Source organism: Candidatus Sulfuricurvum sp. RIFRC-1, from assembly GCF_000310245.1.
Taxonomy (GTDB): domain Bacteria; phylum Campylobacterota; class Campylobacteria; order Campylobacterales; family Sulfurimonadaceae; genus Sulfuricurvum.
Map to the genome: position 1 here is coordinate 823,109 of NC_020505.1, position 11,911 is coordinate 835,019.

At 43.9% G+C, this 11,911-nt stretch carries 12 protein-coding genes; 8 read left to right on the forward strand and 4 right to left on the reverse strand.

Going from position 1 to position 11,911, the window contains the following annotated elements; genetic code table 11:
- Positions 1-10: 10 nt before the first annotated feature.
- Positions 11-889, reverse strand: a complete 879-nt coding sequence (locus B649_RS04275; RefSeq protein WP_015653276.1) for a cation diffusion facilitator family transporter — start codon at positions 887-889, stop codon at positions 11-13.
- A gap of 55 nt (positions 890-944) precedes the next feature.
- Here B649_RS04275 and cmoB point away from each other — a divergent pair, with 55 nt between their 5' ends.
- Together cmoB and B649_RS04285 are read left to right on the forward strand one after the other, a co-directional pair.
- Positions 945-1,838, forward strand: a complete 894-nt coding sequence (cmoB, locus tag B649_RS04280; RefSeq protein WP_015653277.1) for a tRNA 5-methoxyuridine(34)/uridine 5-oxyacetic acid(34) synthase CmoB — start codon at positions 945-947, stop codon at positions 1,836-1,838.
- 2 nt (positions 1,839-1,840) lie between these two features.
- Positions 1,841-2,308 (forward strand): hotdog domain-containing protein, encoded by a 468-nt coding sequence (locus B649_RS04285; protein ID WP_015653278.1) that lies wholly within the window; start codon positions 1,841-1,843, stop codon positions 2,306-2,308.
- Here the strand turns inward: B649_RS04285 and B649_RS04290 are convergent.
- On the reverse strand, positions 2,305-2,898 hold the full coding sequence (locus B649_RS04290) for an MBL fold metallo-hydrolase (RefSeq protein WP_015653279.1): 594 nt from the start codon (positions 2,896-2,898) through the stop codon (positions 2,305-2,307). The two genes, B649_RS04285 and B649_RS04290, sit on opposite strands and share 4 nt — an antisense overlap.
- Positions 2,899-2,938: 40 nt before the next feature.
- Between B649_RS04290 and B649_RS04295 the strand changes: the two genes are divergently transcribed.
- Genes B649_RS04295 through thrC form a run of 6 tightly spaced genes read left to right on the forward strand, consistent with a single transcriptional unit; the run spans position 2,939 to position 9,010 of the window.
- The gene (locus B649_RS04295; RefSeq protein ID WP_015653280.1) at positions 2,939-3,751 is read left to right on the forward strand and encodes a ferritin-like domain-containing protein; all 813 of its coding nucleotides are present in this window, start codon (positions 2,939-2,941) and stop codon (positions 3,749-3,751) included.
- A gap of 59 nt (positions 3,752-3,810) precedes the next feature.
- Complete coding sequence (locus B649_RS04300; RefSeq protein ID WP_015653281.1) at positions 3,811-4,611, forward strand: NAD+ synthase; 801 nt, start codon at positions 3,811-3,813, stop codon at positions 4,609-4,611.
- 10 nt (positions 4,612-4,621) lie between these two features.
- Positions 4,622-5,740, forward strand: coding sequence for a DegT/DnrJ/EryC1/StrS aminotransferase family protein (locus B649_RS04305; RefSeq protein WP_015653282.1), 1,119 nt, complete (start codon positions 4,622-4,624; stop codon positions 5,738-5,740).
- Positions 5,737-6,651, forward strand: a complete 915-nt coding sequence (locus B649_RS04310) for a tetraacyldisaccharide 4'-kinase (protein WP_015653283.1) — start codon at positions 5,737-5,739, stop codon at positions 6,649-6,651. The genes B649_RS04305 and B649_RS04310 overlap by 4 nt, the downstream gene beginning before the upstream one ends.
- Positions 6,635-7,486, forward strand: a complete 852-nt coding sequence (gene argB / locus B649_RS04315; protein ID WP_015653284.1) for an acetylglutamate kinase — start codon at positions 6,635-6,637, stop codon at positions 7,484-7,486. Before B649_RS04310 ends, argB begins: the two co-directional genes overlap by 17 nt.
- Before the next feature lie 54 nt (positions 7,487-7,540).
- The gene (gene thrC / locus B649_RS04320) at positions 7,541-9,010 is read left to right on the forward strand and encodes a threonine synthase (RefSeq protein WP_015653285.1); all 1,470 of its coding nucleotides are present in this window, start codon (positions 7,541-7,543) and stop codon (positions 9,008-9,010) included.
- 10 nt (positions 9,011-9,020) lie between these two features.
- Here thrC and ppk2 read toward each other — a convergent pair whose 3' ends face one another.
- The gene (gene ppk2, locus B649_RS04325; protein ID WP_015653286.1) at positions 9,021-9,968 is read right to left on the reverse strand and encodes a polyphosphate kinase 2; all 948 of its coding nucleotides are present in this window, start codon (positions 9,966-9,968) and stop codon (positions 9,021-9,023) included.
- 22 nt (positions 9,969-9,990) lie between these two features.
- Positions 9,991-11,907 (reverse strand): thioredoxin domain-containing protein, encoded by a 1,917-nt coding sequence (locus B649_RS04330; protein ID WP_015653287.1) that lies wholly within the window; start codon positions 11,905-11,907, stop codon positions 9,991-9,993.
- Positions 11,908-11,911 lie beyond the last annotated feature (4 nt).

Genomic DNA, 11,911 nt, shown 5'->3' on the forward strand with positions numbered 1-11,911 from the left:
TTGCTAATTCTCAATCTTCTACTTCAGAATCATCGTACGGATCGAGATGGATAAGGGGGTAAACATTATTTTCGGGGAAAAGATTTTTAAGAGCCAGTTCAATCCGGTCTCCTACCATGTGAGCATCATAGAGCGATGTGCTGATACTAAAAACAACATGAACACTCAGATAAATATCGGATCCTGAACTGCGCGTACGGAGGTCATGATATCCGCTGATATCGAGCTGATTATTGAGTAATTTATTAATCTTAGTGACACTTTGAGGATCGAGTGCCGCATCGAGGAGCATGAGAACCCCTTCTTTGATGATCGGATAAGCCGAATAAATCATGTAGATACTGATTCCAATCCCCAATAGAGGATCGATAAAGGTGTAGTCGGTAAAGGTGATAACAATCAGTGAGATTAAAACAGCTCCGTTACTCAGTAAATCGGTTTTGTAATGGAGTGCATCGGCTTGAATGACCATATTGCCGGTTTTCTTAGCGATCAAAGTTAAAAAGATGACAAGACCTGTCGTGATGATCAGTGACGCACCCATGACCCAGATGGAGAGATCCAGATGGTTTATTACGCTCCCTTGAACCATTTTAGAAATAGCGGTGTAGAGGATAAAAAGTGCTGAAAGGCTGATGATCGTCCCTTCAATTACTGCGGCAAGCGGTTCAAGTTTTCGACGACCGAAGTTGAAATGCTCATCCGGTTCTTTATCGGAATTATGCAGTGCAAAATAGTTAAAGAGGGAAATAACCGTATCGAGGAGTGAGTCGATAGCGGAAGCAAGGACGGCAACGGAGCCGCTGATAATCCCGACAGTGAGTTTAAATGCCACCAGTAAAAAGGCGACGATGGTGGAGATGAGAGTGGCTTTTTTTTCTATACGCATGGTGCCATTTTAGCCTAATATGGATAAAATTTCGAGATTATTGTGAGGAGCCATGATGGATTTAAATGCAATTCGGCAAGAGCGACAAAAATGGATGACATGGAAAAATATTGCTCCACTGCGTGAAGCGCTGAATCAGCTTCCTCATATCACTGCCGAGGTTGATTTAGATAATACGGTAAGCCTCAGAAGCAATGATGCGGTTGATGTAGATGAGCTTGAACGAATCGCACGTTTGATGATGCCATGGCGCAAAGGGCCATTTGATCTGTTTGGTCTGTTTATCGATACTGAGTGGCGCAGTGATCTTAAATACAATTTTCTCCGTCCCCATTTTAATTTGAGCGGTAAAAAAGTAGCCGATATCGGGTGTAACAACGGCTATTATATGTTCCGATTCCTCGAAGACGCTCCGGCAAAAGTGGTCGGCTTTGATCCATCGGCTCTGTTTAAATCACAGTTTGATTTGATCAACCATTACGTTAAAAGCGAAATTGTGTATGAACTTCTGGGGGTGGAACATCTCCCGTTTTACGAGGAAAAATTTGATATCATTTTTTGTCTTGGGGTATTGTATCACCGCAGCGATCCCATTGCAATGATTAAGGCCTTGGGACAAGGCTTGGCGGAGGGGGGTGAGATTTATCTCGACACCTTTATCATTGAGGGGGAAGAACCGTACGCTCTTTGTCCGAGCGAGAGTTACTCGAAAATTACCAATGTTTATTTCGTTCCGACCCTTAAAGCGTTAGAGAACTGGTGTATCCGTGCCGGATTTACCTCTTTTGAAGTACTTGGCAGTGTTGTGACAACCTCGGATGAACAGCGCAAAACATCTTGGATTGAATCGCAAAGTCTTGAAGATTTTCTCGATCCTGCCGATACTACCAAAACAGTTGAAGGATACCCGGCACCGGTTCGGGGATATGTTCGGATTAAAAAGGGATAATTTTGTCAAACAATCAAACAGAAACAGAAGAATCGATTCAGGTCGCGATCAATCAGCAAACTTCGTTGAATACTCATGAGAGAATCAATACGGTTTACAGTGGTGAAATAGTCAAATTACAAATTGGCTACGCAAAAGTTTCGCTAGAAACAACAGAAGTAATGCGTGCGGATGAAGTGGGGCTGGTACATGGCGGCTTTATTTTCAGTGCAGCTGATTTTGCCGCTATGGCAGCGGTCAATGAACCTAATGTCGTATTGGCTTCGTGTAATTGTCTTTTTTTAGCTCCGGTGAGAATCGGAGATATCGTTACTTTTGAAGCAAGTGAACACCAAAAAGAGGGACGAAAACGAAACGTATCGGTTAAAGGTTATGTCCATGAGATCAAGGTCTTTGAAGGGGATTTCAAAACCGTTGTCACCGAACGCCATGTATTGCGTTTGGATTTGATGAAGAATACGGACGTTTAAATCGCGCGAATCCAATAATCGACATGGCGTTGTTCCGCCTCTACGCTGGTCGCTTCTCCATGTCCGGGATAGAGTGTTTTGTTCCCGCTCATTTGTGAAAACTTTTTCAAGCTTATTTTCATCGCTTCGGGATCAGAGTAGGGGAAATCAACTCGCCCGATCGAATTTTTAAATAAAAAATCGCCGCTAAACATCACATCACCGATTTCGATCATCGAGCACCCCGGACAATGTCCCGGAAAGTGGTGAAACTTTACCTCAATCCCTGAAATATCAAAGATTTCATCACCATTTACTTCGACATCGGGTTTGGATGGTGGTAATCCCGGCATCCATGTACTGTTTTGGAGCAGCATGAGATCCCCTTTGGGGGTGTAAAGAGGGATCTTCAATTTTTGTTGCAGTTCGCTGTTACTCCACACGTGGTCAAAATGCCCGTGGGTATTGAGAATAGCGACGGGGTTTGTAACGTTTGCCAGTACCCACTCGGTAGCCCCCATTCCCGGATCGATGATGATCTCTTTATCACCCTCTTTTACAATATAACAGTTGGTTTGATACTCACCCATCGGGCGTTTTAGGATTTCCATCATAGGCTCTTTTTTAGACAAATTTTAGCATAATTACCACATGGAACTTTACAACACTCTTGAAACTATTTTAACGGCCTCTATCCCAAGCGAAAAAATCGCTGCATTCAAAACCTTTTATACCCTTTATCGTAACGGCGATATTTATCGTGATATGAGTACCCCTTTCACCGTTTTTAGCCACCCCTCGTATCGTGAACATTGTACGATCATCGATCCAAAAGAGGTTCCAAAACGGACCAAACTGGGTACTCCTCACGGTCAAATTTTATTGCTTCATGCGATTGCCCATATCGAATACAGTGCGATTGATCTGGCGTTGGATGCGGTGTACCGTTTTCGCGATTGCCCTGAGGCATTTGAAGAGGATTGGTTGGTTGTAGCCGACGATGAGGTTCGCCATTTTGAGATGATAGAAGGGCTGCTTCGAGAGTTGGGGAGTTTTTATGGGGAATATCCGGTGCACGATGCGCTTTTTGAAGCGTCACAGCGGACTCTGGGACTGCATGAACGGATGGCGGTAGTTCCGAGGTATCTTGAGGCAAACGGATTGGATGCTACGCCCTTGATCTTAAAAAAGCTGTATTCCCATCGGAGTGATCCGATGATTCAAAAGATCATGGCGGCATTAAACGTGATTTTAGCCGAAGAGGTCGATCATGTCCGTAAAGGGGATGTGTGGTTTGAATATGCTTGTAGAGTGGAAGGGAAAGAGAGCTCAAGTTATTTTGAGATTATCGAAAAACACTATCCTCACAGTTTTCCCCGTAAAATCGATATTAATTGCGAAGCACGGCGTAATGCTGGATTTACCAAGGATGAACTCTCCAAAATTTCATTTACTTCGTGTTGATACTTCGTTACCAAAATTAGTTATAATGCAAATTGTTAATACAAAAATAAGGTTAAGCGGTGGGTAAATACGAGCTGATCAGCCGGTATTTGAGCGAATTTTTGAGTCAAGAAGTTCGTAAAACAGGGCTGAAAAAAGTGATTGTCGGTTTGAGCGGAGGGATTGATTCCGCCGTCGTAGCGGTGCTGGCGCATCGTACGTTCGGGGATGATTTGCTTTGCGTCAAAATGCCCTCACACTATTCATCTCAAAATTCTTTGGATGATGCGGAGGAATTGTGTGCCGCGTTTTCCCTGCGTGCTGAAACTCATAGTATTGAGCCAATGCTGCGTGCGTATGAAAGTCCCGAAATGTCACCGCTTCGGGTAGGTAATCTTTCGGCTCGGTTACGGATGGTAACGCTTTTTGATATTTCGGCGCGAGAGGGAGCTTTGGTACTGGGAACCAGCAACAAAAGCGAACTGATGCTTGGATACGGGACTCTGTATGGGGATTTAGCCAGTGCGCTTAATCCTATCGGGGATTTGTATAAAACCGAACTATTTGAATTGGCCCGTTATTTAGGGATTCCAAGCTCAATTATCGATAAGCCCCCGTCTGCGGATTTGTGGGCAGGTCAGAGCGATGAAACGGAAATCGGATATCCCTACAGCGAGCTGGATCGTGTCTTAAAACGTTACGTAGAAGAGAGGCACACCTCTGAAGAGATGATTGCGACTGGAGAAAATCCTGAGTTGGTCGATATGATAGTGACAAGAATATATAAGAATCAGTTTAAACGTAAAATGCCTGTAATAGCGAAGTTGACCTCACGGACGGTCAATCATGATTTTAATTATCCCAGAGATATAACCTTATAAAGGAAGAAAAATGAGTATCCCCTTTTACCGCGTCGAAGTTGGCGGAGATGAACGTGAAAAGATCGATGAAGTTCTCGATGGCGAGGCTCCTAATATCATTGAAGATTTAGAAGCGGCATTTGAATCGTATGTGGGTGCCACCTATGCACTGGCCACGTCACACGGGACGTCAGCACTTCATTTAGCGATGTTGGCGATTGACCTTAAACGAGGAGACAAAGTCCTTTGTTCGATTAATGCGTATCCTTCTGTTCCTGAAGTGGTGCGCCATTTTGATGCAGAACCGATTTTTATCGATATCAATCCTGATACCTTTACCATCGATTTGGATAAACTCGAAGCGTATTTGAGTGAAAATAAATCCAAAAAACTTAAAGCGGTGATTGTCTCTCACGTAGCAGGACAAAGCGTTGAACTGGATCGTTTGTATGCCATTGCAAAATTGTATGATGTCAAAATCGTTGAGGACGCTTCGGATGCATTGGGTGCGACGTATAACGGGCAAAAAATCGGTTCTACCGGTGCCGATATCACCTGTTTTGATTTCAGTCCCCATTTACGCCGTAATGTTTGCAACGGAGGAATGATGGTGTGTGATGATGAAGAGATCATGGAACGTGCCAAATCACTCCGCAATCATGCAATGGTTATCGAAGATGAGGGATTGGGCTATATTTATGATGTGACCGATATCGGGAGTCAATACATGATGAGTCCTCTGGATGCAGCGACGATTCTCGTGCAGTTAGAGAAACAAGATGAAAATATAGCGCGTCAGCGTGAAATTGCTGAAATTTTCAACGAACGTTTATCCGATGCACCCCATATCAAACTTCCTGTTGCCAATGATGAGCATGCGTATGCTCTTTATATTATAAAAGTTGATAAAAACCGTGACTCATTTGCGCGAGAATTAGCCGCTCGCGGGATTGAATGCGGACTGCATTATATTCCGCTCCATTTGTTGAGCTATTATAAGTCAAAATATTCATTGCGTGTTAACGATTTTCCGCTTGCACTACGTAACTATCAGCAAGTTCTCTCTATCCCGAACTACGCGGCACTTAGCGACGATCAGGTAGAAGAAATTTGTGACGCAATTTTGGACGTAGCCGCAACACGCGTTTGAAACATTGGTTCGTTCAGTGGGGTGAAGGGTATCTTTATACCCCTTCGCTGATCCAAAAAATCCTCTCTTTTTTACTTTTGCCTTTGAGTTGGTTGTATTGTCTTATCGCGTATGTACGGTATCGTCAAAGCCGCCCAAAGTTTATGGGAATTCCGGTTATAAGTGTCGGAAATCTGACCGTCGGGGGGAGCGGAAAAACCCCTGTTGTCATAGAATTGGCAAAGCAGTTTGAAAAACCGGCGATAGTATTACGCGGATACGGCCGTAAAAGCCATGGGATGGTGGTTGTTAAAGATAAATCGACGATTCTCTGTGATGTGATCAAAAGCGGTGATGAAGCGATGCTTTATGCAAAGACTCTTCCTAATGCGACAGTGATTGTGAGTGAGATTCGAGAGCGTGGAATTGCCGAAGCGGTGTCGATGGGGTGTGAGGTCGTACTACTCGATGACGGGTATGGAAAACACCGAATCGATAAACTTGATCTTGTGATTGACGTTGAGACGCCGAATCGTTTTTGTCTTCCATCAGGGGCGTATCGAGAGAAATTGTGGCATGATAAACAGGTTATTATGCTCTATGAGGGAAAATCCTTTCAACGCTCCGTGAGTGTCCGGAACCCTACGGCAAAAATGGTACTGGTTACGGCGATTGCCCGTCCTGAGCGACTAGAGCCGTATTTGCCTGAGACAATCGAAAAAGTCTATTTTGAAGATCACCATTTTTTTACACCGTGGGAACTCGAAGCGATAGTGGAGCGGACAGGGGCTACGAGCTTATTGGTAACTTCAAAAGACTTGGTTAAAATGTCGTCTATGAATCTTAATTTGTCCGTTTTAGAACTTTCGTTGGAACTGGATGAAACACTGATAAAAATTGTCAAGGAATACGCTGATGCAAAAAAAGATTGATACCGTCAAAACCCTGATGGACGCGATGCCGTTCATTAAAGAGTTTCGTGATGAGATTGTTGTCATTAAATACGGCGGGTCAGCACAAAGCTCGGATGAATTAAAAGCCAAATTTGCTCAAGATATTGTTCTTCTTCATCTCGTCGGGGTGAAAGTCGTCATCGTACACGGCGGCGGAAGCCGTATCTCTCAGCTTCTCGGCGATCTAAAAATCCCGACCGAGTTTATCGACGGTGAGCGTGTCAGTACACCTGAGGTTATGCGGATTGTTGAGATGGTGCTCAGCGGTGAGATCAATAAAGAGATTACTTCACTTCTCAATTCCTACGGTGCAAAAGCGATCGGTATCAGCGGTAAAGATGCCCATTTCCTGAAAGCTAAACCTAAAGACGAAGCGAAATTCGGTCTTACCGGACGGGTGGAAAGTGTGAATGCGGAAGTGATCCATAATCTTTTACGCGAAGGGTTTATTCCGGTTATCGCTCCAATCGGAGCGGATGCTATCGTTGGTCATCCGGGGTATAACATCAATGCCGATCTCGCCGCGTCAGCCGTAGCCGCAGCAATCGGTGCCTGTAAAGTGATTTTTATGACCGATACTCCGGGGGTATTGAACAAAGAAAAAGAACTTTTCTCGACCCTGACCGAAGCAGAGGTTGAAGCGCTCAAAGCAGACGGTACGATTATCGGCGGGATGGTTCCAAAAGTCGATTCGTGTTTGGAAGCGGTCGATGCAGGGGTTCAAAAAGCCCATATCATTGACGGGCGGATAGAACACGCTATTTTACTCGAACTCTTCACCTCAGAGGGAGTAGGGACACAAATCACCCTCTAAGCAAGCACTGAGTGGTGCTTTGTTATAATCACGAAAATTTTATAAAGTGAAGCAATGAAATTTATTGAAACACGCGGAAATGACGGAGTTCATCCACAGCAGGTTACCTTTTCAGAGGCGATTTTAAGTCCTATCGCATCATTCGGCGGATTGTATGTTCCCAGTGAACTTCCTAACCTTGGTGAAGCGTTTCTCTCAAAACATTTAAACTCATCGTACAAAGAACTGGCCAAAGATTTACTCACAACGCTGGCAATCGATATTGAGCCATCCGTGATCGATGAGGCGCTGTCGCTTTATGATAAATTTGATGATCCTTCCAATCCTGTTCCTGTTGTAAAAGTGCGTGATGATCTTTATGTCAGTGAACTTTATCACGGCCCAACCCGCGCATTTAAAGATATGGCGCTTCAACCGTTCGGTGTCGTTCTCAGCTCAATCGCCCAAAAGCGCGGCGAAGAGTATCTGATTTTGGCAGCAACGAGCGGCGATACCGGTCCTGCAGCATTAGAGACATTTAAAAACAGAGCCAATGTTCGTGTCGCATGTCTCTATCCTGATGGGGGAACATCGGACGTTCAGCGCCTCCAAATGGTGACCGAAGATGCGAAAAATCTAAAAGTGATCGGCATTCACGGCGATTTTGACGATGCCCAAAGTGCACTCAAACGACTTCTCGGTTCCACAACCTTTAAAGAGGCATTGAAAGCTAAAAATATCTCTCTTTCAGCGGCGAACTCAGTTAACTTCGGACGAATTATTTTTCAGATTATCTATCACATTCACAGTTATCTTGAGCTGATTCGCCAAAATGTTATTGCGATGGGTGAAAAAGTGTATCTTGATGTCCCAAGCGGAAATTTCGGGAATGCTCTTGGGGGATATTACGCCTATAAAATGGGACTTCCGGTTGAGAAGATTATTATCGCATCCAATGAGAACAATGTCCTTACCCGCCTGATCAATACTGGGCGCTATGATTTGCGTGGTGAGCATGTTGTGGCTACGACCTCTCCGGCGATGGATATTTTGATCTCCAGCAATGTTGAACGTATTTTGTTTGATCTTTTCGGATATGGACGGACTAAAGAGTTGATGGCAGGATTGGAAGCGGAACGTTTTTATGCATTGAATGATGATGAAACGATGAAACTCCAAAACTTCTTTGCGGCCGATTATTGCAATGGAGCAGAAGGAAAAGGGTATATCAAAGAGGCCTTCGATACCGGTTATTTGATGGATCCTCATACGGCCACCTGCTTTAAAGCATATGACTGTTGCGCAACGCAGCCGCTAAAAACGATTGTCTACTCTACTGCGGAGTGGACAAAATTTTCTCCGACCATTGCGAACGCTCTTACCGGAGAAAAAGATGCAAATGACATTGATGCACTCGAATCGATCAGTAAAATCGCTAAAACTCCTATTCCTCCAATGATCAAAGGGTTATTCGATAAACCGATTACACAATCTACGGTCATCGAAAAAGAGAATATCGAAGCTGAAATTCTCAAATTTCTCTAACCCTCAAGGGTTACCCTTTTTTCTGTAGCCCTTTATCATCTTTCCCTAACATCATCGTCTCCATGAGTTTAATCTCTTCATCTCCCCAAATCAGAATTTTTTTCGACGTTTTTAAATTCGGCGGATTTTTGGAAGGGTATTGAACGCTGGATAAAATGTGTCTGATACAATTGATACGGGCTTTTTTCTTGTTATCGGATCGGATGATAATCCATGGAGTGGAACCGGTATGGGATGCTTTGAGCATGGAGTGTTTGACAGTTGTATATTTGTCCCATAATTCTTGAGACGCAGCATCAACTGGGGAGAGTTTGAACTGTTTGAGAGGATCGGTTTTGCGCTCTTTAAATCGTCTGGCTTGTTCAGTTTTAGAAACGGAAAAATAGAATTTAAACAAGATTATGCCGGAGTTTACAAGCATCCGCTCAAATTCACTGACATGATTCAAAAACTCTTGATGCTCTTCGGGGGTACAAAATCCCATTACGGGTTCAACACCTCCTCGGTTATACCAGCTTCGATCGAACAAGACAATCTCTCCCGCGCTGGGAAGGTGCTGAGAATAGCGCTGAAAATACCATTGCGTTTTTTCGACATCGGAAGGTTTGTCAAGGGCTACGACACGGGCACCGCGAGGATTCAGGTGTTCGGTAATCCGTTTGATGGTTCCCCCTTTTCCTGCCGCATCACGTCCTTCAAAAATCATGAGGATTTTAATCCCTTTATCTTTGACATGATTTTGAAGTTTCAGCAATTCAATTTGGAGACTTTTGAGATCTTTTTCGTACTCTAGAACAGATTGCTTGATCCACACCGGAAGCCGCTCTTCTTTGGAACCGCTTTTGCGTTTTTCATCTGAAGGTATCACCTGATCTTTACGTCTATCTTCATGAACGATATCTTCGATTTGTGTAGCTTCGGCAATCTCTGTTGTTGCCATAGAGTGTTTAGCGCCCATTAATTCTCACTCCTTTTTTTGATTATAACGTTGAGTTGATTAAATCGTCAATATTCTTAATATTTTTGGTTGCGACGAAACAGGAACTTTCACCGCAAATGGTAAATTCATCGAGAGATTCATCATTTTTGAGGAGAACAAACGGGTAGTTCAGAGGTTGGATGATTTGAGATAGGTTTACCGATTTGTTTTTGATAAGGCGCTGCTCATTGAGATGACGGATCACTTCACCGGTAAGTGTCGGATAGTAGATCGGTGTTTTCATCAGCTTGATTGAGACGTATTCGAGGCTTTTAAACCCAAAATGGCGGTATTTCGGATCGACCAATATACCAAGAGTAAACATGACATTGACCATAATTCCTAAGGCGCTAGGGTAGGTACCATCATCAAGCTCCGCCACCGTTGTAAAGGCTCCACGGCTAAAATACCATTTTCCCCCTTCGTAAAAGAGTTCCAGAGCTTTGTTGGCAAATCGCTGTGCATTGATAAGATAGCTCTCATTTAGCGTTGACTGATATCCTTCGATCAATGCGCCGCACAAATAGGCATAATCCTCTAAAAACGCATCGATTTTCGGTGTTTTATGGATAAGGGTCGAGTGTTTGAGCTGATCTTTTAAGAACATGGTTGATTTGAGTTTCTCTAAGCTCTTGATTGCTTGTTCAGTGTAGTGTGGATCGGTTTTACCTAAAATAAAAAGGGATTTAATCATCATGGAATTCCATGCCGTGATCACTTTCCGGTCGATAAAAGGGTAGATTCGGTGCTGTCTGAATGTTTGCAATTGCAAACGAAATTCGTCAAACCACTCAGGGCGATCGTGAGACGATAAACGAATGATAGTATTCCCCTCAAAATTTCCCTCAGGTGTTGCACCGATTATCTTTGCCGCTTCATGGGGCTGAGAAACAGAGGCACTTTCGAGTGCAGTAATAATTTCATCATAGCTGTATATGAAATATTTTCCCTCTTCTCCTTCAGAATCGGCATCGCTAGCACTGTAAAAAAGATCCTCTTCCATCATGAAATTGATCATGAAATCAGCGCTTTCACGAGCAATTTTGAGATATTTTTCCTCTTTATACACCCTTCCCGCTTCAGCATACAGAGCACAGAGCAAGGCGTTGTCGTAGGTCATTTTTTCGAAATGGGGAACCAGCCACGCCTCATCCGTACTGTAACGGCAAAAACCGCCGTCGATCAAATCGTACATCCCGCCCAATGCCATAGAATCGAGAGTGTGGGTAATCATCGATTTTATTTTGTTGTTGTTTTGGAGCCTCTCCATCGTGAGGAGTGTTTGGAGTGTCGAGACATGGGGGAATTTAGGAGATTTAGAGAATCCGCCGTTTATCTGATCATAGTTGTGTTCGGCTTGGAGGGCAAATTGGGTAATGATTTTATCGTTCAAGTTTGTTGCTTGGACAGGGTCGTTGTTCGGGCGGAGAAATCCGCTGATCTCATCGGCGTTTTGAAACAGTTTTTCATCATTTTGGGCTATTTTTTCGGCGATAATAGCGGTAAGTTCACTAAATCCCATCATTCGCTCTTTATTAGTGGGGGGGATATAGGTGGCGGCGTAAAAAGGTTTGTTTTCAGGGGTGCAGAAAATAGAGAGAGGCCATCCTCCGGCTCGGCGGTTGAGGAGGAGATGAAGTTCTTGGTAATGCTTGTCGATGTCGGGGCGCTCTTCACGATCCACTTTGATACAGATGAAGTGTTGATTGACAAAAGCCGCAATCTCAGTGTTTTCAAACACTTCATGCTCCATCACATGGCACCAATGGCAGCTGCTGTATCCGATAGAGATAAAGATCGCTTTGTGCTCTTCTCTGGCCCGATTAAATGCTTCATCACACCATGGATACCATTCCAGGGGATTCTCTTTGTGCTGCTGGAGATAAGGGGAATCTTCAAGTGCAAGGCGGTTTGACATATCA

Bases quoted from the DNA above. Each gene is read 5' to 3' on its own strand.
- B649_RS04330 (WP_015653287.1), bottom strand. From the start codon at position 11,907: ATGTCAAACCGCCTTGCACTTGAAGATTCCCCTTATCTCCAGCAGCAC.
- thrC (WP_015653285.1), top strand. From the start codon at position 7,541: ATGAAATTTATTGAAACACGCGGAAATGACGGAGTTCATCCACAGCAG.
- B649_RS04290 (WP_015653279.1), bottom strand. From the start codon at position 2,898: ATGGAAATCCTAAAACGCCCGATGGGTGAGTATCAAACCAACTGTTAT.
- argB (WP_015653284.1), top strand. From the start codon at position 6,635: ATGCAAAAAAAGATTGATACCGTCAAAACCCTGATGGACGCGATGCCG.
- B649_RS04305 (WP_015653282.1), top strand. From the start codon at position 4,622: ATGAGTATCCCCTTTTACCGCGTCGAAGTTGGCGGAGATGAACGTGAA.
- ppk2 (WP_015653286.1), bottom strand. From the start codon at position 9,968: ATGGGCGCTAAACACTCTATGGCAACAACAGAGATTGCCGAAGCTACA.
- B649_RS04275 (WP_015653276.1), bottom strand. From the start codon at position 889: ATGCGTATAGAAAAAAAAGCCACTCTCATCTCCACCATCGTCGCCTTT.
- cmoB (WP_015653277.1), top strand. From the start codon at position 945: ATGGATTTAAATGCAATTCGGCAAGAGCGACAAAAATGGATGACATGG.
- B649_RS04295 (WP_015653280.1), top strand. From the start codon at position 2,939: ATGGAACTTTACAACACTCTTGAAACTATTTTAACGGCCTCTATCCCA.